Raw genomic sequence first — 23,766 nt, forward strand, 5'->3', positions numbered from 1 at the left:
CCATTTACGGGGTGGGCGTGGATGATGCCTTCATGCGATGCCCACCCTTATCGCAGAAAGGCCAGTTTGCCGATTTTCAGGCAGTTGTCACGCCGTTTCGTCCTTGTTTTGGCGCGATTGGTGAACGTTCAGCCCTTGGCTTTCCAGCCGAGCGCTGACGTCCGTTCGTACAGCCAGTGGTACTGAGATACCATCTGGTTCGTCCGGGTGAAGCGGTAACCGACGAGGCCGACGATCAACAGGATGATCGTGTCGACGATGTAATACTGGGCCGTGAACATCGTGCCCTCGAACAGCGCGTGATGGATGAAGCGCACTGCTATGCCGAGCAGCAGCAGGTAGACGACCAGCGCGGAGACGGGCCGCCAGGTCTGCGCGCAGGCCCGCCCGGTCATCCAGGCCGCCCAGCCGCCGAGCAGGCAGGTAACGAAGAAGAACTGCCAGATCGAGGCTTCCTCGTAGAGAATTCCGTGCATCGCAGTCACTCCAAACTCAGTGCCGGCCGCCTTCGAGATAGGCGGCGCGCACTTCCGGATCGGCCAGAAGCCCCTTGCCCGTGCCGCTCATGGTGACGTTGCCGTTGACCATGACGTAGCCGCGGGTGGCGAGCTTTAGCGCGCCGAAGGCGTTCTGCTCGACCAGGAAGACGGTCAGCCCTTGCGTGCGGTTGAGCTCCCGGATCGCCTCGAAGATCTGCTTGACGATCAGCGGCGCCAGCCCCAGCGACGGCTCGTCGAGCAGCAGCAGTTTTGGGCGCGCCATCAGCGCGCGGCCGATCGACAGCATCTGCTGCTCGCCGCCCGAAAGCGTGCCGCCGCGCTGGGTGACGCGTTCCTTCAGGCGCGGGAACAGGGTGAAGACCTTTTCGGCGTCCTCGTCGAAATGCTTCAGCTTGTCGAGGCTGGCGCCCATCTGCAGGTTTTCCAGCACGGTCATGCGCGGAAAGATGCGTCGGCCCTCAGGCGACTGGGCGATGCGCAGCCGCGCGATCTCGTGCGTGGGCATGTTGGTGATGTCGGTACCGGCGAAGGTGATGGTGCCGGCGCGGGCCCGCGGGCTGCCGAAGATGGTCATCATCAGCGTCGACTTGCCGGCGCCATTGGCGCCGATCAGCGCGACGATCTCGCCCTGGTTGACCGCAACATTGACGCCATTCAAGGCACGGATGTTGCCGTAATAGGTCTCGACGCCCCTCACGTCGAGCAAAGGCTGCGCGGTCATTGTTCGTCACCCCCACGCTTGGCGTCGCCGGGTCTGGCTGCCGCTTGCGCCAGACGTTTGGCCTGGCCGACCCAATCTTCGCGGGCGATACGGCCGTCGAATTCCAGATAGGCTTCGGCGGCCTCGATGTCGGCCTGATCCCATGCGGCGATCTGGTCGAAATGGAATATGCCGTGCTCGTTGAGCTTGCGCAGGTTGACGGGTCCGATGCCCTTGATGACGAGCAGGTCGTCCGGCTTGCCGCCGCGCGGCGCGGCGAGGAAGTTGGAGGTTGCCGGCATGGCGGCTGCCCTGCGCGCCTCCCGTTCGTCGATCTGCCGCGCCTTCGACGCCGACGGCGACACGGTGATGCGCTCGCCGTAGTCGTCGCTGTGGCCGATCGTGTCGGAAACCGCGCCCGCCATCATCGAGGCTGAGTCTCCGGGTCCGTGGGCGCGGTCCGGCTCGGCGTCGAGTTCCTCGATCACCTGCTCGTCGCCGACCTCGGAGAGGACTTCGGTGACCTCCTCGTCGTCGACGCCGAGATAGGCGGCGATGACGCGCGGATCGCTCTTCACGAAGCCTGGATCGCCATCGGAGATCTTGCGCCCGTATTCCAGTACGACGACGTGATCGGAAATCTGCATGACCACCGACATGTCGTGCTCGATGAGCAGGATCGAGGTGCCGGTGTTGTCCTTGATGTCGTTGAGCAGCGTGTTGAGCGCCAGCGACTCGCGCGGGTTGAGGCCGGCGGCCGGCTCGTCGAGGCAGAGCAGCTCCGGCCCGGTGCACATGGCGCGGGCGATCTCCAGCCGGCGCTGGGCGCCGTAGGGAAGGTCACCGGCCGGGTCGTCGGCGCGGTCGACGAGGTCCGCCTTCTCCAGCCAGTGCTTTGCAAGTTCCACCGACTCGGCCGCCGCCTTGCGGTAACCACCGATCCCGAGCAGGCCCATGATCGTATAACCCGAGGCCTTCATCAGCTTGTTGTGTTGGGCCACCAGCAGGTTCTCCAGCAGTGTCATGCCGGAGAACAGGCGAATGTTCTGGAAGGTGCGCGCCACCTTGGCGTAAGCCGGGATCTCGTGGTTGGGCAGGCGTTCCAGCAGATAGGCGGAGCCGTCGCGGCGAGTCAGCGTGATCATGCCCTCGGTCGGCTTGTAGAAGCCGGTGATGCAGTTGAACACGGTGGTCTTGCCGGCGCCGTTCGGGCCGATCAGCGCGGTGATCTCGCCGCGCCGGGCCTCGAAGGAGAGGTCGCCGATGGCGACCAGCCCGCCGAACTTCATCGACAGGTGGTCGACCTTGAGGATCGGGGTATCCGACATTGCAGTCGCCGCGCTCATCAACCGTGACCTTCCTTGGTGAAGGAGGCCGATACGGCCCTTCTCTCGCGCAGGAACGCAGTGGGTTCGCGGCTGCCGACGAAGCCGCGCGGCTTCCACAGCATGACGATGACCATGGCCATGCCGAACAAGAGCATGCGGTAGAGTTCGGGTGTGAAGTCCGGCCCGAACACCTGCTTCAGGAACTGCAGCTCGCGCAGGATCTCGGTGCCGCCGATCATCGCCAGCGCGGCGAAGGCGATGCCGATGAGCGAACCCATACCGCCCAGCACCACGATGGCGAGGATGATCGCCGATTCGATAAAGACGAAGGATTCGGGGCTGACGAAACCCTGGCGGGCGGCGAAGAAGGAGCCGGCGAAACCGGCGAACATGGCGCCGGTGGCGAAGGCCGTCAGCTTGGTGGTCGTCGTGTTGATGCCGAGCGAGCGGCAGGCGATCTCGTCCTCGCGCATGGCCTCCCAGGCGCGGCCGACCGGCATGCGGCGCAGCCGGATCGTCACATAGGCGGTGAGCAGGCAGAGCAGCAGGATGAGGTAGTAGAGGAAGATCTTGTAGTAGACGCTCGACGTCGGCAGTTCGAACACTTTTGCGATGTAGTTCGGGTCCGAGACGTTGAAGGTGAACCAGCCGAAGAATTCCACCTTCGGAATGCCGGAGATGCCGGCCGAGCCATTGGTGACTTCGCGCCAGTTGATCAGCACAAGGCGGATGATCTCGCCGAAGGCCAGCGTGACGATGGCGAGGTAGTCGCCGCGCAGGCGCAGCACCGGGAAACCAAGGATGACGCCCCAGAAGGCGGCCATGATGCCCGCTGACGGCAGCAGGATCCAGAAGGCCATCCACGCATATTCGGGCGGCAGCACTGCGTAGAGATAGGTGCCGATCAGCGCATAGGCATAGGCGCCGACGGCGTAGAAGGCGACGTAGCCGAGATCGAGCAGGCCGGCGAGGCCGACGACGATGTTCAGGCCCCAGGCCAGCATCACATAGATGAGGATCTGGATGCCGAAATTGTCGATCCATTTCAGCGAGCCTTGCAGGCCGCTGAGCCAGATGGCGACGACCGGAAACAGGAACAGCAGAACAATGGAGATCTGCGACAAATTCCGGCCGAGAAAGCCCGGCTCAGCCGCAACGACAGGAGCCGCAGCCTTTGCCGCCTTGCGGCTTGCAAGCGCCGGCAGGGCGAAGGCGACGTAGAGAAAGCGGACGGCCATCACGATGATGACGATGATGGCCAGCAGGCCCCAGCGCTGGACCAGGATCAGTTCGTTGCTGATGTTCTGGTCGGTCTTGAGCCCGATGAACAGAACGAACAGGCCGAAGGCGATGACGCCGGCGTAGAACGCCTCTTTCATGCCCTGCTCGATCGGGTTGAGGGCGGCGGCCGGGGCAGAGGTGGTGATCGCTGCCATGGCTCAGACCTTTTCGACTTCAGGCCGGCCCAGAATGCCGGAGGGCAGGAAGATCAGCACGATGGCCAGGATCGAGAAGGCGGCGACGTCCTTGTAGTCGATCGAGAAATAGGCCGACCACATGCTTTCGATGAAGCCGATCATCAACCCGCCGAGCACCGCGCCGGGCAGCGAGCCGATGCCGCCCAGCACCGCCGCGGTGAAGGCCTTCACGCCCGGCACGAAGCCGTCGGAGAAGGCAACGACGCCGTAATACATGAGGAACAGCGTGCCGGCGACGGCGGCGAGCGATGCGCCCATGATGAAGGTGATGGAGATGGTACGGTCGACGTCGACGCCGAGCAGTGCCGCCATCTTGCGGTCCTGCTCGCAGGCGCGCTGGGCGCGGCCGAGCGAGGTCTTGTTGACGAGATACCAGAAGAGCGCGAGCAGCGCGACGGTGACGATGACGATGATGATCTGCTTCAGCGACACCGAGATGCCGCCGATGTCGTAGACGCGGCTGACCATCGGCGGGATCGGCTTGTTGCGCGGGCCCTGCGTGACCTGCACGAAGTTGGAAAGCGCGATCGACATGCCGATGGCGGTGATCAGCGGGGCGAGGCGGAAGGAACCGCGCAGCGGCCGATAAGCCACCTTCTCGATGGTCCAGTTGTAGAGGCTCGTCAGCAGCATCGCCACGATCATCATGATCAGCAGCGCGACGACCACCGGTATCGAATAGAACAGGGCGCCGAGGATGAGGAAGACGATGAGGGCAGTGAAGGCCCCGAGCATGAAAATGTCGCCATGGGCGAAGTTGATCATGCCGATGATGCCGTAGACCATCGTGTAGCCGATTGCGATCAGCCCATAGATCGATCCCAGCGTCAGCCCGTTCACAAGCTGCTGGATGAAATATTCCATATGTCTGCGGCTCCCCTGGGATGTCGCCCTGCCGGACGCATCCCTTTTCTTATTCCCCTAGTCGTACGGCTTCGAGCCCGGAATGCAATGCCATTCTTGCATGGCTCAGTCCCAATCAGGCACCCACCCCGCGACGCCCATTTCTTGTGCTGGCTCACTGGACTAGCGCGGACCGTATCATTGGCATAACGCAATGTCCTTGATGAATCGGCCGTTTTCAACAGTTGAACCGGAAGAAACCTTCGCCTCAAACCCAATTCTTCGTGATTCGTTGCACGAGATTCCGCACTCCCTCCTCTGGCCCAACAGCTTGCCGGAGCTTCCCGAACGTCACTTCACCACGAATCCGTGGGCGAAGGGATCGCGGTCGTCGATGCTGATGGTGTTCAGTCCGGTCTGCCGAGCCCAGCCGCCGATCGAGGGGATGATGGCCGGCTTGCCGGCGACATCCACCTCGTTCTCGACGCGGCCGTGGAACAGCGAGCCGATGATCGATTCATGCACGAAGTCGTCGCCGGTCTTCAGCTTCCCCTTGGCGTGAAGCTGCGCCATGCGCGCCGAGGTGCCGGTGCCGCAGGGCGAGCGGTCGATGGCCTTGTCGCCGTAGAACACCGCATTGCGGGCATGTGCGTCGTGCCGCGTCGGCGCGCCGGTCCACAGCACATGCGACAGCCGGTCGATGCCTGGATTGGTCGGGTGGACGAACGAGTATTTTTCGTTCAGCCGCTGGCGCACGACCGGGCTCCAGGCGACCAGTTCGCCGGCCGAGTAGTCCGCCATATCGCGATAGTTTTCCTGCGGCTCGACGATGGCGTAGAAATTGCCGCCATAGGCGACGTCGACGACGATCTCGCCGAGCACCGGGCACTCGACCGTCAGCCCCTCGGCGTAGAGGAAGGACGGCACGTTGGTGATGCGGACTTCCTCGACATATTGCCCCTCCTGCCGGTATTCGGCGATCACCAGGCCGGCCGGCGTATCGAGGCGCAGCACGCCCGGCGTCTTCGGCCTTATGAGCCCGTGCTCGATCGCCATGGTGACCGTGCCGATGGTGCCGTGGCCGCACATCGGCAGGCAGCCGGAAGTCTCGATGAACAGGATGGCGATGTCGCAATCCGGCCGGGTCGGCGGATAGAGGATCGAGCCCGACATCATGTCGTGGCCGCGCGGCTCGAACATCAGCCCGGTGCGGATCCAGTCGTATTCGGCGAGGAAATGCGCGCGGCGCTCCATCATGGTCGAACCGTCGAGCAGTGGCCCGCCACCGGCGACGAGGCGCACCGGATTGCCGCAGGTGTGGCCGTCTATGCAGAAGAAGGAATGTCGCGCCATGGCGCCGATGCCTCAGAAGCGTTGTGCTGAAAAGGGTTTCAGATCGATAGCCGGAGTCTGGCCGAGAACCATGTCGCGAATCAAGCGGCCTGTGGCGGCCGCCTGGGTCAGGCCGAGATGGCCGTGGCCAAACGCATAGAAGACGTTCGGAACGGCCGCCGCCGCGCCGACAACCGGCAGCGAGTCCGGGAGCGACGGGCGATAACCCATCCATTCGCGGCCGCCGGACGGATCGAGGCCCGGCAGGAATTTTTTGGCCTTTTCCAGCATGGCTTTCGAGCGATCGTAGTTTGGCGCGCGTGCCAAACCGCCGAGTTCGACCGCGCCACCGATGCGCAGGCCGGTTTCGAGCGGGGTGATGACAAAACCGTGGCCGGAAAAGATCAGTTGCCGTTTCACGTCGAAGGCGGTCTTTGACAGCGTCGTGTTGTAGCCGCGCTCGGTCTCCAGCGGAATGCGGTCGCCGAAATGCCGCGCAAGAAGATGCGACCACGCCCCGGCCGCGACCACCAGCCGCCGCGCCATGATCGTGCGCCCGCTGCGCAACTGAACGGCGACTTTATCCCTCGACCGGACGACCAGCCCGACATCGCCTTGCAGGAACTGCGCGCCCCTGCTTTCAGCATAGGCCCAGACCGCCTTGCCGAGCAGTTTCGGGTCGGCGACCGTCTTCCAGCTCGGCGCGAAGGTGGCCCTGACGAAACGCGGTGACAGGCCCGGTTGCAGCGCGGCCAGTTCGTCGCCGGCGACATGGCTGTATTTTATGCCGAAGCGGTCGCGCGCCGCCCAACCGGGCAGGGACGCCGAGAATTCGGCTTCGCTTTCATAGAGTTCGAGCGAACCGTCCTCGCGCAGCATTTTTCGCGTGCCGGACCGGTCCATCAGGCCCATCCATTCCGCCTCGGCGAGCTTCATCAGCGACGCCTGAGCTGCAAGTGCACCTTCGTATCTTTCCGCGGAACCGGCGCGCCAAAAGCGCCATAGCCAGGGCAGGAGCTTCGGCAGATAGGCGGGCGGGATGGAAAGCGGGCCGAGCGGGTCGGCCAGCCATTTCGGCAGTTGCCTGATCATGCCCTTATGGGCGAGCGGCAGCACGTCGGAGAAGGCAAAGGCCGCGGCATTGCCGGAACTGGTCTCCTCGCAGATGCCGGTGCGGTCGATGACCGTGACGGAACGGCCGGCCTCGGCAAGGAAAGCGGCGGCGCAGATGCCGACGATGCCGGCGCCGACGATGACGATGTCTTCGGTCGCCGCAGAATTCATCGGGCGCATCCGTCGATGGAGGTCGTCAAGAATTCCCCCTCACCCGCCCTCCGCTTCGCTCGGGCGACCTCTCCCCGCCGGGGAGAGGAGGTTTTCGGCGCCTCCGTCTCGCAATTCAACGCTGCAAGGTTGGCGCGATTGGCGAAAAATCTCCTCTCCCCAGCGGGGAGAGGTCGCCCGAGCGAAGCGGAGGGCGGGTGAGGGGGCATGAACTGTACAGCGAACAGATGACGGACTACGCCGCCTTGGCCACCGAAAGCTTCGGCAGTTCGGGCCTGACCGCCAGCGCATCCTTGACGATCTTCTCGACGGCAGCGCGACGCTCGCCCGACAGCGGCTGGCGCGGCATGCGCACGCGGTCGTTGGTGCCGATGGCGAACACTTCCGCCAGCTTGATGTTCTGGACGAGGTAGCTCGACACGTCGAGGTCGAGCAGCGGACGGAACCAACGATAGATTTTCAGCGCCTCGTCGCGGCGGCCCTGTTTCATCAACCGGTAGATGGCAACCGTCTCCTTCGGGAATGCGGTGACCAGTCCGGCGACCCAGCCGATGCAACCGACCGACAGCGCCTCGAAGGCAAGATTGTCGACGCCGGTGAACAGATCAAAACGGTCGCCGAAGCGGTTGATGATGTCGGTGGAACGGCGGATGTCGTCCGACGATTCCTTGATGGCGACGAAGAGCGGATCGGACGCCAGCTCTTCCATGACGTCGACGGTGACGTCGACGCGATAGGCGACGCGGTTGGAGTAGATCATCACCGGCAGGCCGCCGGCCGCCGCGACGGCCTTTAGCGTGGCGACGGTCTCTTCCGGGTTGGTGTGGTAGATCGGGCTAGGCACCACCATCAGACCGTCGGCGCCGGCCGAGGCCGCGCGCTTGGCGAGTGCCGCGCCGTCGCGCGTCGCCGCCTCGTTGACGGTGAGCAGGACCGGCCTGCCGGCGGCGGTCTTTTTGGCCGTCTTCAGCACTTCGATCTTCTCGTCATGCGACAGCATCGGGCCCTCGCCAAGCGACCCGGCGACGATCAAACCGTCGCATCCGGCGTCGATCTGGAGGGCGAAACAGCGCTCCATTTCGGCGAAATCCAACTTGTCGTCCTGCGTGAACTTGGTCGTGACGGCTGGGAAGATCCCGCTCCACATGGCTGTTCTCCTTCAGATATATCAGTAATATATCTAATGTCCGGCGGGAGTGTCAACGGTGATTCCGATGTGATATATCAAAAGAATATCAACGTCGGAGTTTTGCTTGGACCGCTTGGATATCAGTGCCGAATCGGCAAGCAGCCGTGCCTATCGGGCGCTCGAAAGGGCGATCGTGACGCTCGACCTGGCACCGGGAAGCGTCACCACCGAGGGGGCGCTGACCGACCGCCTCGGCTTCGGCCGCACGCCGCTGCGCGAGGCGATCCAGAGGCTGGCCTGGGAGGGCTTGCTGGAGATCAGGCCGCGCGCCGGGCTGGCGATTGCGCCTCTTCACGCCGGCGACTGGCTGCGGGTGCTGGACGCGCGGACAGGCATCGAAATCGTGCTGGCGCGCTCGGCCGCGCGCTTCGCGACGCCCGAGGCGGGCGCTCGCTTCGAATTGGCGGCTCAGGCCATGCATCGCGCGGTGCTGGCGTCGGACGTGGTCGGCTTCCTCGAGGCCGACAAGGCGCTCGACGAGGCGATGGCGCTTGCTGCCGACAATCCTTTCGCCGCCCGGCTGGCCGCGCCTTTGCAGACCCATTCGCGGCGCTTCTGGTTCCGCTACCAGCGTGAGACCGGATTGGCGGAATCGGCCGGACGCCACGTCGAACTGATTCAGAAGATTCTGGACCGCGACGAGGCGGGCGCGGCCGCCGAGGCCGAACGGCTGATGGTGCTCCTGCGCGGACATGCCGAGGCGGCGGTGAGGCGCTGAGGTACGCGTTCCGGACTCGGCAAAACTGGCAATTCGGCTGCGCCAAGCCTTTGCAAAAAACCTGCGCACTGGAAAAAGCCTTCAGGCTGTCCGATGATACGGGACGTGACGGAGGCGTTTTGCGATGGAATTGTCTTCCCTGCTGATCTTCGCCGGCGCGCTGCTGGTGGCGGCCGGCTCGCCCGGCCCCAGCATCGCCGCACTGGTGGCGCGTGTCATTTCGAAGGGGTTCCGCGACGTGTTCCCGTTCCTGCTGGCCATGTGGATCGGCGAGGGCATCTGGCTGACGCTCGCGGTATTCGGGCTGGCCTTCATCGCTCAGACTTTTCATCTCGCCTTCGTGGTCGTGAAATGGCTTGGCGTCGCCTACCTTGTCTACCTCGCCTGGAAGATGTGGACCGCGCCGGTGAAAACCGACGGTGGCGTCCTGCCGAAGGAGGACGCACCGCTGAAACTGTTCTTCGCCGGCATGGCCGTCACGCTCGGTAATCCGAAGATCATGATGTTCTACCTGGCGCTGCTGCCAACCATCATCGACCTCGCCTCGGTCACCCTGCTCGGCTGGGTGGAACTGACGGCGACGATGGCGCTGGTGCTGATCGCCATCGATCTGGCCTGGGTCGTTGCTGCCGCGCAGGCGCGGCGCCTGCTGAAGAGCGCCAGGGCGATGCGCATCGCCAATCGGATAAGCGCCACCACCATGGCCGGCGCGGCGGCGGCCATCGCCGCGCGCTGATATCCGCCGGCTAAGTTTCCCTGTTCGGGCCGCGCCGCGGCGGCCGGAACAGGCGCGGCGATTTTCCTTTATCGCGCACTGTCCGATACGCAAACGTCACGCGGTGGTCACGGCGCTCGCCCATTTTCCGGCTGAATCGAGATGCAAGCGGGTCGAAAATCGCCTTTCATCTGATACGATGCGGCAAAACAACAAGACGGGAGGATTCTTATGGGCGACGCCAAATCCGGAAGCGGCCGGAAGAAGGGCGACGACAAGTACGCCGCCAGCCCGTCTCGGGCCGCCCAATTGACCGGCCTCGCCGACCTGCTTCTCGCCCGGGCGCCCGCCGAGGATACGGCGGCCTACGATCCCGCGATGCTGAAGCACGCAGCGAGCCTCGCCGGCGAAGCGGTCACCGCTCACCGCAAGGGGGAAAGCGTCGTCGCGATCGACCGCGACGCCGGCGTCGCCCGCGAGGGGCTTCCGGTCACGGTCATCACTGTCGTCAACGACAACATGCCGTTCCTGTTCGATTCGGTGCTCGGCGAGATAACCGAAGCGGCCGGCGAGCCGACGCTTGTCACCCATCCCGTGCTCGTCGTGCGCCATGGCGAGGCCGGCGTCGAGGAGATCCTCGGCGACGGTTCGGTGCGCGACCTCGGAGCCGACCGGCTGAGCGTCATTCATGTCCATGTGAAACCACTGTCGGCGGAGGACGCGAACAAGCTCAGAGAGCAATTGGCCAGGGTGGTCGCGCAGGTGCGCGCCGCGACGGCCGACTGGAAGCCGATGCTGGCGCGGCTCGACCGGGCGATCACCGAATTCCGATATTCGCCGATCCCGCTGGAGAAGGCCGCGCTCACCGAGGCGATCGCCTTCCTGGAATGGCTGCGCGACGACAATTTTACTTTCCTCGGCATGCGCGAGTTCAGCTACCAGGGTGGCGAGAGGACCGGTACGCTGGAGCGTTCCGACAAGCGCGGCCTCGGCATCCTCGCCGACCCGGACGTCCGGGTGCTCAGGCGCGACAACACCTCGGACGGCCAGACCACGCAGGAAATCCGCGCCTTCCTGCACGGTCCCGATCCACTCATCGTCACCAAGGCCAATGCCAAATCGGTCGTCCACCGGCGTGCCTATCTCGACTATATCGGCGTCAAGACATTTTCGCCCGAGGGCGAACTTGCCGGCGAATTGCGCATCGTCGGCCTTTTCACCTCGACCGCCTACACGCGCTCGGTGCTGAAGATCCCCTATCTGCGCTCGAAGGCCGAAACCATCATCCAGAGATCCGGCTTCGACCCGGCCGACCATTCCGGCAAGGCGCTGATCAATGTGCTGGAATCCTATCCGCGCGACGAGCTATTCCAGATACCGATCGCCGTGCTGCAGCCGCATGCCGAGGCGATCCTCGGGCTGGTCGAGCGTCCGCGCATCCGCGCGCTGGTTCGTGTCGACCAGTTCGACCGCTTCGTCTCGGTCCTCGTCTTCGTGCCGCGCGACCGCTACGATTCCATCGTCCGCGAGAAGATCGGGCAATATCTGAAGACCGTCTTCGACGGGCGCCTCTCCGCCTATTACCCCGCCTTCCCCGAGGGCGGGCTGGCGCGTGTGCATTTCATCATCGGCCGTTCCGGCGGCAAGACCCCGCATGTGGAGCCGCTGGCCATCGAAGCGGCGATCCGCGACATCGTGCGCAACTGGGAGGACGCGCTGCGCGACGAGGCGGCCGCCTCCGGGCTGGACGAGAGATTGGCGGCGGTGGCCGGAAAATTCCCGGAAAGCTATCGCGGCAGTTTTACCGCGGCTGAGGCGCTGGCCGACGCGCGGCGCGTCTCAAGCTTGTCTGCGGAAAAGCCGATCGCCATCGACTATTACCGCCATGCCGACCAGCCGCAGAAACAGGCGGCGCTGAAGATCCATCATTTCGGCGAGCCGGTCACCCTTTCACGCCGGGTGCCTATCCTGGAAAACATGGGTTTCCGCGTCATCAGCGAGCGTACCTTCGAGATCGACCGCGACGACGGCGGGCGGGTCTTCATTCACGACATGGAACTGAAGAATGCGTTCGGCAAGCCGATCGACCTGTCGGACGGCGGCAAGCTGCTCGAAGACGTGCTGCTGTCGGTTTGGCATGGCGTGGCCGACAATGACGGCTACAACGCGCTCGCCCAGACCGCCGGCCTGTGGTCGAACGAGATCATCATCCTGCGCGCCTATGGCCGCTACTTGCAGCAGGCCGGCATTCCACAGAGCCAGGATGTCATCGCCAATGTGCTGAACCGCTATCCGGAGATCGCGCGCGGCCTGTTCCAGGTCTTCGTGGCCATGTTCGACCCTGCCGGCAAGGACGGCGAGGTGACGGCGAAACATTTGAAGGCCAAGATCAAGGACGCGCTGGAGGAGGTGCCCAACCTCGACGACGACACCATCATCCGGCGCTATCTCAACCTCGTCGAAGCCTCACTGCGCACCAACCACTTCGCCCCGGCCACCGACAAGGCGCGGTCGCTGGCGATCAAGCTGGACTCGCGGTCGCTCGTCGGCCTGCCGGAGCCGCGGCCGTGGCGCGAGATTTTTGTCTACGGGCCGGAAGTGGAAGGCGTGCACCTGCGCTTCGGCCCGGTGGCGCGCGGCGGGCTGCGCTGGTCGGACCGCGCCCAGGACTACCGCACCGAGGTCCTCGGCCTGGTCAAGGCCCAGCAGGTGAAGAACGCCGTCATCGTGCCGGTCGGCGCCAAGGGCGGCTTCTATCCGAAACGCCTGCCGCCGGCCTCCAGCCGCGACCTGTGGTTCGAGGCGGGCCGGAAGGCCTATATCAACTTCGTCTCCAGCCTGCTGTCGGTCACCGACAATATCGATGTCAAAGGCATCGTGCCGCCGCAGGGCGTGACGCGCCGCGACGCCGACGATCCGTATTTTGTCGTCGCCGCCGACAAGGGCACCGCGACCTTCTCCGACACCGCCAACGCCATCAGCCAGGCGCATGATTTCTGGCTGGACGATGCTTTCGCCTCGGGCGGCTCGGCGGGCTACGACCACAAGAAGATGGGCATCACCGCCAAGGGCGCGTGGGAGGCGGTGAAGCGGCATTTCCGCGAGATGAACCGCGACATCCAGAAGGAGCCGTTCACCGTCGTCGGCGTCGGCGACATGTCGGGCGACGTGTTCGGCAACGGCATGCTGCTGTCGCCCGAAATCCGCCTGATCGCCGCCTTCGACCATCGCGACATCTTTATCGACCCGGCTCCCGATGCGGCGGCATCGCTCGCCGAGCGCCAGCGCCTGTTCGATCTGCCGCGCTCGAGCTGGCAGGATTACGACAAGACAAAACTATCCGCGGGCGGCGCGATCGTCTCGCGTTCGCAGAAGTCGGTGACACTGTCGGATGCGGCCGCCGCGGCGATCGGGCTGGCGAAAACCACCGCGTCCCCGGCCGAGATCATGAAGGCGATCCTCCAGGCGCCGGCCGACCTTCTGTGGTTCGGCGGCATCGGCACCTATGTCCGGGGCACGCTGGAGACCAATCAGGAGGTCGGCGACCGCGCCAACGACGCCATCCGCGTCACGGCGGCGGAGGTACGCGCAAAAGTCATCGGCGAGGGCGCCAATCTCGGCGTCACCCAGCGCGGCCGCATCGAGTTCGGCCTCAACGGCGGCGCCTGCAACTCCGACGCCATCGACAACTCCGCCGGCGTCAACTGCTCGGACGTCGAGGTCAACATCAAGATCGCGCTCGCCTCGGCCATGCGCAAGGGCGGCCTGACGCGCCCCGCCCGCGACAAGCTGCTGGCCGAGATGACGCCCGAAGTCGGCGAACTGGTGCTGTCCAACAACTACCAGCAGACGCTGGCGCTCTCTTTGCAAAGGAAGCGCGGACTGGCCGACCTGCCGCACCAGATGCGCTTCATGTCCGGGCTGGAGGCGCGCGGCCTGCTCGACCGGGCGGTCGAGACGCTGCCGTCGGACGCAGCCCTTGCCGAGCGTGCGGCGCGCGGTGAGCCGCTGACGCGGGCCGAACTCGGCGTGCTGCTCGCCTATGCCAAGATCGTGCTGTTTTCCGACCTCGTCGCCAGCGACGTGCCGGACGACCCGCATTTCGGGCGCGACCTGCTCGGCTATTTCCCGGACAGGATGGCGAAGAAATTCGAGGCAGACATCAACGAGCACCGTCTGCGCCGCGAGATCGTGTCGCGCGTGCTCGCCAACGACCTCGTCAATCGCGGCGGCCCGTCCTTCCTCAGCCGTTTGCAGGACGCTACAGGGCGCAGCGCCGCCGACGTGGCGAAAGCCTTCGTGGTGGTGCGCGACGGTTTTGCCCTGCCGGTGCTCTATGCCGAGATCGACGCGCTCGACAACAGGATCGACGGCCAGTTCCAGCTCGATCTCTATCAATCGCTTGGGCGGCTGCTGTTCGTCGAGACTGGCTGGATGCTGAAGAACGACCATTCCGCCGAACCGGTCGGCGCCCGCATCGCCGAATTGCAGGAGGCGCGCAAGGCGCTCGAGCCGAAGCTCGCGGCCCTGCTGCCGACCTACCCGAAAGCAAAACTCGACGAGCGGCGGCTGGCTTTTGTTGCCGCCGGCGCACCGGAGGCGCTGGCGGAAAAGCTCGCCAATGCCGACGCGATCCAGATGGTGCCGGACATCGCGCTGGTGGCGCGCACCGCCGGCGCCGGAATCGTCGACGCCGGAAAGGCATTTCTGGCGGTCAGCGAGGCTTTCCGTATCGGCCGGATCGAGGACGCCGCCCGCGCCATCGCGCCTTCGGACTATTATGAAGGGCTGGCACTGACGCGCGCGCTGGACACGATTGGCGCGGCCGGCTGCGGCATCGCGGCGGCGGCGCTTGTCGCGCACGGCAAGGACGGCGACCCGGTCGCACGCTGGCTGGACGCCGGCGGCGAGCGGGTGCAGCGCACGCGCGAGCGGCTGCAAGCCCTCACCGAGGGCGGCGATATCACCGTGTCGCGGCTTTCGGTGGCCGCCGGACTGATGCACGATCTGACGGTGTTGTGAGCTTTTTCTCGCGAGACTTTCGTGCATCGACGGAGAGGTGTATGATTTAATCATACACCTCAATCTTCGGACGATCGCAATGCGCACGACGCAGGCCCTGACCATCACCCTTCCGCTGGAAATGGCGCAGATGGTGAAGGACAAGGTGGCGTCCGGCCAATACGCCACCGAAAGCGAAGTCATCCGCGACGGGTTGCGTTCGCTAGCGGCCCGCGACGCGGCGATCGAAAAATGGCTGGCCGAGGAAGTCGTGCCGACGCTGGATGCGCTCGACGCGGATCCCTCGCGGGTTATCCCTGCCGACGAGGCCTGGCGACGTATCCAGGCGCACATGGATGCGCGGGCTTCCAAGAAAAGCGGCGGATGACCCACAAGGTCACTCTATCGCCGGAGGCGATCGGCGACTTTCAGGCGCTGTACGATTATCTTTCGCCGCTGGCTGGAGAGCGCACGGCCGCAGCCTATGTCGGCAAACTCTACGCATACTGCATGGACCTGCGGACCTTCCCGCAACGCGGCATGCGGCGGGACGATCTTCGCCCAGGTTTGCGGATCGTCGGCTACCGCCGCAAGGCCAGCATCGCCTTCCGTGTCGACGGCGATGTCGTGACCATCGTTAGGGTATTTCATGGCGGCCAGGACATCGCGTTCGAGGATGATGTCCAGAACTGACGACCATTGCGGCGGCGCATGAGACATGCGAACCCTGCGACGCTGAATGTCTGGCGCGGGATGCTTCCCGTGTCCTGCATCCGGTACCGTCGCTCGGTTGCAATGTGAGGGCTCCAGAATGACCGCAACCACCGCCGGCGCCGTTCCGCGGCGCGGCATCTGGGGCTGGATGCTGTTCGACTGGGCGGCGCAGCCCTTCTTCACCGTGGTCACCACCTTCATCTTCGGCCCGTATTTCGTGTCGCACATGGCGGGCGACTCGGCGTTGGGTTTGGCCGCCTGGGGCTGGGGCGTGGCCGCCGCCGGCCTCGCCATCGCCATCCTGTCACCGATGCTGGGCTCTATCGCCGACCAGACCGGACGCAAGAAGCCGTGGATCATGTTTTTCGCGGCGATCCAGATCGTCTGCCTGACCATGCTGTGGTACGCGGCGCCGGGGTCGAGCCTGGTCGAGGTGCTGTTCTTTTTCTGCCTCGCCACCGTCGCCGCCGAATTCTCCATCGTCTTCAACGATTCCATGATGCCGCGTCTGGTCTCGAAGGAGGATACCGGCCGTATCTCCAACATCGCCTGGGGCCTCGGCTATCTCGGCGGCATGATCGCGCTGATCTTCGTCGTCACCATGCTCGCCGCCTCGCCGGAGACGGGCAAGACGATCGTCGGCCTGCCGCCGCTGTTCGGGCTCGATCCGGCGCAGGGCGAGGACGCACGTGCCACCGGGCCGCTGGCGGCCTTGTGGTATTTCGTCTTCATCCTGCCCATGCTGTTCTTCACGCCGGACGGGGCGAGGGGCATGGCGCTGGGGCCGGCGATCCGCACAGGACTTTCTGAACTCAAGGCAACCTTCGTGGAAGCGCGCCAGCGCTTCGGCATCGTCCGCTTCCTCGTCGCCCGCATGATCTATCAGGACGGCGTCAACGCGCTGCTGGCGCTGGGGGGAGCCTTCGCGGCGAAGATGTTCGGCTGGACTGTGACCGAATTCGGCATCTACGGCATCATCCTCAACGTCATCGCCATATTCGGCTGCTTCGCGGCGAGCCGGCTGGACACGGCGTTCGGCTCGAAATGGGTGGTGATCGTTTCGCTGATCGTGCTGACGCTGGCGACGATCGGCATCGTCTCCACCGGGCCGGGTTTCACCCTGTTCGGGCTGGTCGACCTGTCCACCGCCGACAGCGGCGGCATGTTCGGTACTGCGGCCGAGAAGGCCTACATCGCCTACGGCCTGCTTATCGGCATTGCCTTCGGGCCTGTGCAGGCATCATCGCGCTCCTATCTGGCGCGTAGCGTCACACCTGAGGAGGCGGGACGCTATTTCGGCATCTACGCGCTCGCTGGGCGGGCAACCAGTTTCGCTGCGCCATTCCTCGTCGCGACGGTCGCGGCCGTCACCGGTTCCGAGCCAGCCGGCATGGCGATGATCCTGCTGTTCCTGGTCGGCGGCCTGCTGATCCTGCTGCGCACGCCCTATCCGGCCGATCGCCCCGCCCGCTGAGTCCCGTTCCGCCGGTTGGCGGGCTTCGCATCAATGCCGGAAATGCCGGACGCCGGTAAACACCATGGCGATGCCATGCGCGTCGGCGGCGGCGATCACGTCGTCGTCGCGCATCGAGCCGCCCGGCTGGATGACGGCGGTGGCGCCAGCCTCGACCGCTGCCAGCAACCCGTCGGCGAACGGAAAAAAGGCGTCGGATGCGACGACCGACCCTTTTGTAAGCGGCTCCGCCAGTCCGCCGGCCGCGTCCAGCGCTTTTCGCGCCGCGATGCGCGAAGAGTCCACCCGGCTCATCTGGCCCGCCCCGATGCCCACCGTCGCGCCGTCTTTTGCATAGACGATGGCATTCGACTTCACGTGTTTGGCAACGCGGAAGGCAAAGCGCAGGTCGGCAAGCTCCGCCTCGCTCGGCGCGCGTTTCGTCACCACCTTCAGGTCGAGCGCGTCGACCACCGCGTTGTCGCGCGACTGCACCAGCAGGCCGCCGGCCACTGACTTTACCGTGACGCCGGCGGAAGCGGGATCGGGCAGGCCGCCGGTGACTAGTAGGCGAAGGTTCTTCTTCGCGGCGATGATCGCCAGCGCTTCCTCGCTCGCCTCCGGCGCGATGATCACCTCGGTGAACGTCTTGACGATCTCTTCCGCCGCTTCGGCGTCGAGCAGCCGGTTGAGGGCGACGATGCCGCCGAAAGCCGAGACGGGATCGCAGGCGAGCGCCTTGGCGTAGGCCTCGCGCAGCGAGCCGCCGACGCCGACGCCGCAGGGATTGGCATGCTTGATGATGGCGACCGCGGCGGAGCGCGCCGGATCGAACTCGCCGACCAGTTCGAAGGCTGCGTCGGTGTCGTTGATGTTGTTGTAGGAAAGCTGCTTGCCCTGCAACTGTCTTGCCGTGGCGACGCCCGGCCTTTTGTCGCCGGTGACGTAGAAACCCGCCGACTGGTGCGGGTTCTCGCCGTAGCGCATCACGGTCTCCAGCCGCCCGCCGAAGGCGCGCCAGGCCGGATGCTCGACCTCCAGCGTCTCGGCGAACCATTGCGAGATCGCTGCGTCATAGGCGGCCGTGCGGGAAAACGCCTTCGCCGCCAGCTTCTTGCGGAACTCCAGCGTCAGGCTGCCGGTGTTGAGTTCCAGCGCGTTGAGCACGGCCGCATAGTCGTCCGGCTCGGTGACCATCGCGACATAGGCGTGATTCTTGGCCGAGGCGCGCACCATGGCCGGCCCGCCTATGTCGATGTTCTCGACCACCGACGGATAGTCTGCGCCGGACTGGCGCACTTCTTCAAACGGGTAGAGATTGACGACCACCAGATCGATCGGCTCGATCCCGTTCGCCCGCATTGCCGCGACATGCTCCGGGTCGTCGCGCACGGAAAGCAGCGCGCCATGGACCGCCGGATGCAGCGTCTTCACGCGTCCGTCCATGATCTCGGGAAAACCGGTCAGGTCGGACACGTCGCGCACCGCGATGCCGGCTGCCGCGATTTCTTTCGCAGTGCCGCCGGTCGAGACCAGCTCGATGCCGAAATGCGTCAGCGCCCTGGCAAAATCGACCAGGCCGGTCTTGTCGGAAACCGAGAGGAGCGCCCGGCGTACCTGTACGAGATCGGGAGCGGGAATTCTTTTTGAGGCGACGGCCATGGCAGGGCCTTTCGATCTGGACGCGGGAGGCTGCGCGGGGCCTAACACAGGTTTTCGGGAAATCAAGCGAGGCGTGTCTCCGGCGCCTTTCTATACCTGCGGCATCGACGCTTCGCGGCGTTTCCTCTCGAACTGCCACTGCACCTCCGGCACGTCCGACGCCTGAAAGGAGAGTACGATCTGACGGCTGCGGCGAGGCCCGCCTAGCGCGGCGAAGAAGATCGACTCTTCCACATGCGGCTGCATGCTGGAGGAGAAGAACCAGCGGTCGGCGAACGGCGGGGCGAGCACGAGGCGCCCCTGGCTGTCGCGGAAAAGCTCGACATCCGGATGAAGATGGAACCGCACAGAGACGGCGTCCCGTCCGGCGACGGCATTGTGCGACAGGGTGAAGCGGTCCATGCCCGACAGCATGTCGCCATCGGCGGCGAGCGTCAGCCGGCGCTCGTGATAGATGCCGAAACGCCTCACATAGGCGTCGTGGCCGGCGATGAAGGCCTGGTTGCCGTCGCCATCGAGCCGGTCGCAGCGCACCTCGTCGGGACCGTCGACCAGCGGCGCGCCGACGATGTTGCTGACGCGTTCGGAATGGTGGAAACGCGCCGAGGAGGTGTCGTTGATGGAGGCGGTGGAATGCGCCGCCGTGGCGCGGCCGAGCGGCCGGAACTCTTCAGCGCCATAGGTGTCGACGCCGGCATTGACGACGAACTGGTGGCGGCCCGACGACAGCTCGAAGGCCAGGAATCCGGCATGGGCGGCCTCGGCGATCTCCACTGGCGGCGGGCCGCCGGTGTCGGCGATCACCACCGTACCGCCCATGGCGAGCCGCTCGTAGCCGGAATGCGGGGCGTGCAGCAGCGGCGCGCCGGCGGTGTCGTCGTGGCGCAGGATGGCGGCTACCCGCTCGTGGATGGTGACGCCCATACCGTTGAAATGCGCGAGGCTGCCATCGGCATGGCGGAAGAAGCGCAACGCCGGCAGCATGCGCTCGACCGCGCCGATCAGCGCTGCCGGCGGCGTCTCCGCCTGGTTGGCGTAAGTCTGGCGCAGCGGCAGCAGGTCGGCCAGCAATTCCAGCACGGCCATCGGATTGCGCGAGACATGGCCGCCGTCAGCAAGAATCTGGCGGTCCAGTTCGTCGGCGAGGTTGCGTGTGGCGTTGCGCAACGCCGACGGTGGCGCCGGCAACGACAGCGCGGCATAGGCCAGCGCGATGCGGGCGCGCAATTTGCCCTCGCCCTCGGGCATCTCGCGCACCACCGAGCGCAGATAGCGGATCTGCATGGCCAGAGAGCGCAGGAACGACCGGTAGAAGCCGAATTCAGCGCCCTGCAGCACCACCGAGGAGTGCTGCAGCCAGGCGATGATGCGTTTTGCGGTCGTCGCCGGTTCCCACGCTGGTCCGGCGATGCGGACACCGGCGCCGGCTATCCAGTCGGCGACCAGTGCGCGGGCGTTGGCGGCGGCCAGGTCGGTGCCCGCGGCGCGCATGTGGCGCAGCCAGCGAAAACCGTGAAGCGACTTCTGCCAGCCATGGTCGGCGACATCGAGCAGGAAGGGCGAACGGCCGCCGGCCTCGACCATGTGGCCCGACAGCGGGAAACGGCCGTGGTAGATTTCGACCGCCACCTGCGGGTCGGCCAGCCGCAGGTCGGGCGGCGCGATCAACACGCGCTCCGGCGTGCGGCCGCTGTAGCGCCAGCGATAGAGCGGGCCGGTGCGTAGACGGCGGCGCGCCCGCCGCCAGTATTCCCTGGCGACCAGCGTCCACAGGCGCCTGGAACTGGCTGCCGCCAAAAATTGCTCCCCCTGCGAGTCGGCCATTTTGGGGCGTTGTAGATGATTCAGAACAGGCTGCGAAGGGCGGGCAGGAGTCGAGCCGGCTTATGCCTGATCCTGCCGCCTGCGCAGGCGCGCGGCGAAAAACCCGTCCATGCCCGAAAGGGCGGGGTCGGCAAGAGCCATGTCGGCCGGCGTGGTGCGTAGCCAGCCCTCCGGCGTGAGGAAAGCGTCGATGCCGGCGACCTCGCCGGGCAGGAGGGGATCCGTGGCGATCCCCGGGTTGTCCGCCAGGAAGCGGCGGATCATCTCCTCGCCTTCGAGCGGATCGAGCGAGCAGTTGGAGAACACGATCGTGCCGCCAGGCTTCACCAGATGCACGGCGCGCTCCAGCAGCCGGCGTTGCAATGTCGCGAGCTTCTCGATGTCGGCGGGCGATTTGGTCCAGGGCACGTCGGGGTGACGGCGCACCGTGCCGGTCGACGAGCAGGGCGCGTCGAGCAGGATGGCATCGAACGGTTCTTCCGCCTGCCAGTCGAGGACATCGGCCTGGACGATCCCGGCGTCCAGCCCGAGCCGGTCGAGATTGGCCTTCAGCCGCGCCAGCCGGCTGCGCGAACTGTCAACAGCGGTGACGGCAGCGCCGGCGAGCGCCAGTTGCGCGGTCTTGCCGCCGGGCGCGGCGCAGAGGTCTGCGATACGCAATCCCCTGACATCGCCGAACAATCTTGCCGGCAGGGCGGCCGCCGCGTCCTGCACCCACCAGGCGCCCTCCTCGAAACCCGGCAGGTCGGGAACCGGCGCGGGAAGCCGGCCGACCCGCACCGATCCTGTCGGCAGCACGATGCCGTCAAAAGCATCCGCCCAGCGTTCAGGCTCGGCTTTGACGGTAAAATCCGTTGGCGATTCCAGCCGGTGCGCGGCGAGAATCTTTGCCGCGGCCTCTCGGCTGTAGGCAGCATTCAGGCGTTCGACGAACCAGTCGGGCGCGTCCGTCACCGTGGCGAGCGCCTTTGGCAGGTCGGCCGCCTTGTCGCGGGCAAGTCCCCGCAGCACCGCGTTGACCAGCGACGCAAAGCGCTGCGTGCGCGGGTCGCCCTTCGCATGGGTGACGGCGAGGTCGACGGCGGCGCTGTCGGGAACGTCGAGGAAAAGAATCTGCGCGGCGCCGACATGCAGAATGTGGGAGAGCGTCGTGGCGTTGCCGGGGAGCGGCGAATGCAGGCGGTCGGCGATCAGTTTTTCGATGGTGCGGCGGTGGCGCAACGCGGTGACCAGTATGGCGCGGACCAAAGCGCGGTCGCGGACGTCCAATGCCTTGAACTGGGGATGGCCGTGCTCCTGGTCGGTCAGGCCGTCGAGCGGCGTCTTGGCATCGACGACCGCTGCCAGCAGCCGCGCCGCCGCCATGCGTACGGCCAGGCCGGGCGCGGGCGGCTCGGCGGCGCGGTCCGGTCTGGAGGAAGGATGCTTGCTGCGTCGTCTGTCCCGCGGTGGCGGCGTGTCGCCGCTCACGACCAGCGGCCTTTGCGCGGCCCGGTCGGGTTGCGGCCCCAGGGATTGGCCTTCGGCTCGGGCTCCGGAGCGGGCTCGGCCGGCGTGGTCGATTGATTGCCCCATGGCCCGCTCGTTGGCGTGGGGCGGGGAGCCGGGGCATCGGCACGCGGCTGCGACTGCGGACGCGGTTGAGCGGCTTGGCCTGGGCCGGATTCCTGCGCCATCGCCTGCAGCGCGGCGATGCGGTTTTCCGTGTTCGGGTGTGTCGAGAACAAATTGTCCATGCGCTCGCCCGACAGCGGATTGATGATGAACATATGCGCGGTCGCCGGGTTGCGCTCGGCGTCGTCATTGTGGATGCGCTCAACGTTGCGCGCGATCTTGTTGAGCGCCGAGGCGAGCCACAGCGGATGGCCGCAAATCTCGGCACCGCGCCGGTCGGCGGCATATTCGCGGGTGCGGCTGATCGCCATCTGCACGATCGCCGCCGCCAGCGGTGCGACGATCATCGCCACCAGCACGCCGATGAAACCGAGTGGATTGTTGTTGTCGCGGTTTCCGCCGAAGAAGAAGGCGAAGTTGCCGAGCATGGAGATCGCGCCGGCTAGCGTGGCGGTTATGGTCATGGTCAGCGTATCGCGGTTCTGCACATGCGCCAACTCATGCGCCATCACGCCGGCGACCTCCTCGTAGGAGAGGCGGTTGAGCAGGCCGGTGGTGGCCGCAACGGCGGCGTTCTGGGGATTGCGGCCGGTGGCGAAGGCGTTGGGCTGCGGATTGTCGATCAGATAGACTTTCGGCATCGGCAGGTTGGCGTGCGCCGCGAGGTCGCGCACGATGCGGTAATATTCGGGGGCGTTGCGCTCGTCGACCTCGATCGCATGGTGCATGCGCAGCACCATCTTGTCGGCGTTCCAGTAGCTGAACAGGTTCATGCCGGCGGCGATGACGAAGGCGATCATCATGCCGCCGGAGCCGCCGATCAGATAGCCGACCCCCATGAACAGCGCCGTCATCAGCGCCAGCAGCATGGCAGTCCGCATCACGTTCATCGATTACTCCCGATCCAAAAAGATTTGCTGCTATATGATGGGGGAGAGACGAGGTTGTTTCAATGATTTCCGACGAGACCGCACCGGCGGACCCCAAGTATCCGGAGGGAGGCGCGACGCCCGGGCCGGAGGCGGCCCGGCCAACAAAGCCGTTGGCTCCGGCGGCAAGACGAGCCCTGGAAGAGGCTGCGGAGCGGCGCGGCGAGACCGAGGCGCGGGTCAAATCCATGCCGCGCGAGGTCGGCGGACGCGGCGGCGAGGAGCCGGTCCGCTACGGCGATTGGGAAATCAAGGGCATTGCGAGCGATTTCTGAGGCTCGCGGCCGGCCCGCCGACAGGAACAAATCGCCGCCCCCGGCGTTCTGGACCATCTTCTTTCCAGACACGTTGAGGCTTTCGATGCGATCGTGTCCCTGGGAGTGGTGTAGCTGACGGCGTTGGTCGCCGCGCTCTCCGGCGTTGGGCCGGGACGATCAGCGCGCCATGGCTGGCAGGCTGATGAGCGGATCATCGCTCATTTG

At 65.6% G+C, this 23,766-nt stretch carries 19 protein-coding genes; 7 read left to right on the forward strand and 12 right to left on the reverse strand.

The annotated features are described in order from the left end of the window. Positions 1–128 precede the first annotated feature (128 nt). From RB623_RS23860 to RB623_RS23895, 8 genes are all read right to left on the reverse strand, one after another. Entirely contained in the window at positions 129–476 is a 348-nt protein-coding gene (locus RB623_RS23860; RefSeq protein WP_308059532.1) for a DUF6867 family protein, read from the reverse strand. 16 nt (positions 477–492) lie between these two features. Next, positions 493–1,221 carry an ABC transporter ATP-binding protein gene (locus tag RB623_RS23865; RefSeq protein WP_308059533.1) on the reverse strand — a complete coding sequence of 243 codons (729 nt, stop codon included), beginning with the start codon at positions 1,219–1,221 and terminating at the stop codon, positions 493–495. Continuing rightward, positions 1,218–2,528, reverse strand: a complete 1,311-nt coding sequence (locus tag RB623_RS23870; protein WP_374121734.1) for an ATP-binding cassette domain-containing protein — start codon at positions 2,526–2,528, stop codon at positions 1,218–1,220. The genes RB623_RS23865 and RB623_RS23870 overlap by 4 nt, the downstream gene beginning before the upstream one ends. A gap of 17 nt (positions 2,529–2,545) precedes the next feature. Continuing rightward, positions 2,546–3,964 (reverse strand): high-affinity branched-chain amino acid ABC transporter permease LivM, encoded by a 1,419-nt coding sequence (gene livM, locus RB623_RS23875; protein WP_308059536.1) that lies wholly within the window; start codon positions 3,962–3,964, stop codon positions 2,546–2,548. Positions 3,965–3,967: 3 nt separating this feature from the next. After that, the gene (locus tag RB623_RS23880; protein ID WP_308059538.1) at positions 3,968–4,870 is read right to left on the reverse strand and encodes a branched-chain amino acid ABC transporter permease LivH; all 903 of its coding nucleotides are present in this window, start codon (positions 4,868–4,870) and stop codon (positions 3,968–3,970) included. A 330-nt stretch (positions 4,871–5,200) separates the two neighbouring features. Then, positions 5,201–6,202, reverse strand: coding sequence for a 4-hydroxyproline epimerase (locus tag RB623_RS23885; RefSeq protein WP_308059539.1), 1,002 nt, complete (start codon positions 6,200–6,202; stop codon positions 5,201–5,203). A 12-nt stretch (positions 6,203–6,214) separates the two neighbouring features. Next, positions 6,215–7,465: an FAD-binding oxidoreductase gene (locus RB623_RS23890; protein ID WP_308059540.1), complete on the reverse strand. Its 1,251-nt coding sequence runs from the start codon at positions 7,463–7,465 to the stop codon at positions 6,215–6,217. 235 nt (positions 7,466–7,700) lie between these two features. Then, positions 7,701–8,612 (reverse strand): dihydrodipicolinate synthase family protein, encoded by a 912-nt coding sequence (locus RB623_RS23895; protein WP_308059541.1) that lies wholly within the window; start codon positions 8,610–8,612, stop codon positions 7,701–7,703. A 115-nt stretch (positions 8,613–8,727) separates the two neighbouring features. Between RB623_RS23895 and RB623_RS23900 the strand changes: the two genes are divergently transcribed. The 6 genes from RB623_RS23900 (at position 8,728) to RB623_RS23925 (ending at position 17,276) form a co-directional block, all read left to right on the forward strand. Continuing rightward, a complete protein-coding gene (locus tag RB623_RS23900; RefSeq protein WP_374121736.1) occupies positions 8,728–9,372 on the forward strand; it encodes a GntR family transcriptional regulator in 645 nt (214 codons plus the stop codon). Between the two features lie 124 nt (positions 9,373–9,496). Then, entirely contained in the window at positions 9,497–10,108 is a 612-nt protein-coding gene (locus RB623_RS23905; protein WP_308059544.1) for a LysE family translocator, read from the forward strand. A gap of 210 nt (positions 10,109–10,318) precedes the next feature. After that, on the forward strand, positions 10,319–15,109 hold the full coding sequence (locus tag RB623_RS23910; RefSeq protein WP_374121735.1) for an NAD-glutamate dehydrogenase: 4,791 nt from the start codon (positions 10,319–10,321) through the stop codon (positions 15,107–15,109). A 79-nt stretch (positions 15,110–15,188) separates the two neighbouring features. Continuing rightward, entirely contained in the window at positions 15,189–15,476 is a 288-nt protein-coding gene (locus RB623_RS23915) for a type II toxin-antitoxin system ParD family antitoxin (RefSeq protein ID WP_308059545.1), read from the forward strand. Beyond that, complete coding sequence (locus tag RB623_RS23920; protein WP_308059547.1) at positions 15,473–15,781, forward strand: type II toxin-antitoxin system RelE/ParE family toxin; 309 nt, start codon at positions 15,473–15,475, stop codon at positions 15,779–15,781. The genes RB623_RS23915 and RB623_RS23920 overlap by 4 nt, the downstream gene beginning before the upstream one ends. 118 nt (positions 15,782–15,899) lie before the next feature. Continuing rightward, positions 15,900–17,276, forward strand: a complete 1,377-nt coding sequence (locus RB623_RS23925; RefSeq protein ID WP_308059548.1) for an MFS transporter — start codon at positions 15,900–15,902, stop codon at positions 17,274–17,276. 30 nt (positions 17,277–17,306) lie between these two features. On the opposite strand, the gene purH is transcribed toward RB623_RS23925, so the two are convergent. The 4 genes from purH to htpX form a co-directional block, all read right to left on the reverse strand. Further along, positions 17,307–18,917: a bifunctional phosphoribosylaminoimidazolecarboxamide formyltransferase/IMP cyclohydrolase gene (purH, locus tag RB623_RS23930; RefSeq protein WP_308059549.1), complete on the reverse strand. Its 1,611-nt coding sequence runs from the start codon at positions 18,915–18,917 to the stop codon at positions 17,307–17,309. Positions 18,918–19,007: 90 nt separating this feature from the next. Continuing rightward, complete coding sequence (locus RB623_RS23935) at positions 19,008–20,714, reverse strand: heparinase II/III family protein (protein WP_308059551.1); 1,707 nt, start codon at positions 20,712–20,714, stop codon at positions 19,008–19,010. Positions 20,715–20,801: 87 nt separating this feature from the next. After that, the gene (locus RB623_RS23940; protein WP_374121737.1) at positions 20,802–22,217 is read right to left on the reverse strand and encodes an RsmB/NOP family class I SAM-dependent RNA methyltransferase; all 1,416 of its coding nucleotides are present in this window, start codon (positions 22,215–22,217) and stop codon (positions 20,802–20,804) included. After that, positions 22,208–23,245: a zinc metalloprotease HtpX gene (htpX, locus tag RB623_RS23945; protein WP_308059554.1), complete on the reverse strand. Its 1,038-nt coding sequence runs from the start codon at positions 23,243–23,245 to the stop codon at positions 22,208–22,210. The genes RB623_RS23940 and htpX overlap by 10 nt, the downstream gene beginning before the upstream one ends. A gap of 62 nt (positions 23,246–23,307) precedes the next feature. Between htpX and RB623_RS23950 the strand changes: the two genes are divergently transcribed. Further along, a complete protein-coding gene (locus RB623_RS23950; protein WP_308059555.1) occupies positions 23,308–23,559 on the forward strand; it encodes a DUF1674 domain-containing protein in 252 nt (83 codons plus the stop codon). The last annotated feature ends 207 nt before the right edge of the window (positions 23,560–23,766 follow it).

Source organism: Mesorhizobium sp. LHD-90 (assembly GCF_030929505.1).
Classification (GTDB): Bacteria; Pseudomonadota; Alphaproteobacteria; order Rhizobiales; family Rhizobiaceae; genus Kumtagia.

Excerpts from the sequence above, each read along its gene's own strand:
- RB623_RS23860 (WP_308059532.1), bottom strand. The coding sequence starts at position 476 with ATGCACGGAATTCTCTACGAGGAAGCCTCGATCTGGCAGTTCTTCTTC.
- livM (WP_308059536.1), bottom strand. The coding sequence starts at position 3,964 with ATGGCAGCGATCACCACCTCTGCCCCGGCCGCCGCCCTCAACCCGATC.
- RB623_RS23915 (WP_308059545.1), top strand. The coding sequence starts at position 15,189 with ATGCGCACGACGCAGGCCCTGACCATCACCCTTCCGCTGGAAATGGCG.
- RB623_RS23880 (WP_308059538.1), bottom strand. The coding sequence starts at position 4,870 with ATGGAATATTTCATCCAGCAGCTTGTGAACGGGCTGACGCTGGGATCG.
- RB623_RS23865 (WP_308059533.1), bottom strand. The coding sequence starts at position 1,221 with ATGACCGCGCAGCCTTTGCTCGACGTGAGGGGCGTCGAGACCTATTAC.
- RB623_RS23895 (WP_308059541.1), bottom strand. The coding sequence starts at position 8,612 with ATGTGGAGCGGGATCTTCCCAGCCGTCACGACCAAGTTCACGCAGGAC.
- RB623_RS23950 (WP_308059555.1), top strand. The coding sequence starts at position 23,308 with ATGATTTCCGACGAGACCGCACCGGCGGACCCCAAGTATCCGGAGGGA.
- htpX (WP_308059554.1), bottom strand. The coding sequence starts at position 23,245 with ATGAACGTGATGCGGACTGCCATGCTGCTGGCGCTGATGACGGCGCTG.
- RB623_RS23925 (WP_308059548.1), top strand. The coding sequence starts at position 15,900 with ATGACCGCAACCACCGCCGGCGCCGTTCCGCGGCGCGGCATCTGGGGC.
- RB623_RS23890 (WP_308059540.1), bottom strand. The coding sequence starts at position 7,465 with ATGAATTCTGCGGCGACCGAAGACATCGTCATCGTCGGCGCCGGCATC.
- RB623_RS23910 (WP_374121735.1), top strand. The coding sequence starts at position 10,319 with ATGGGCGACGCCAAATCCGGAAGCGGCCGGAAGAAGGGCGACGACAAG.
- RB623_RS23905 (WP_308059544.1), top strand. The coding sequence starts at position 9,497 with ATGGAATTGTCTTCCCTGCTGATCTTCGCCGGCGCGCTGCTGGTGGCG.
- RB623_RS23920 (WP_308059547.1), top strand. The coding sequence starts at position 15,473 with ATGACCCACAAGGTCACTCTATCGCCGGAGGCGATCGGCGACTTTCAG.
- RB623_RS23870 (WP_374121734.1), bottom strand. The coding sequence starts at position 2,528 with ATGTCGGATACCCCGATCCTCAAGGTCGACCACCTGTCGATGAAGTTC.
- RB623_RS23885 (WP_308059539.1), bottom strand. The coding sequence starts at position 6,202 with ATGGCGCGACATTCCTTCTTCTGCATAGACGGCCACACCTGCGGCAAT.
- purH (WP_308059549.1), bottom strand. The coding sequence starts at position 18,917 with ATGGCCGTCGCCTCAAAAAGAATTCCCGCTCCCGATCTCGTACAGGTA.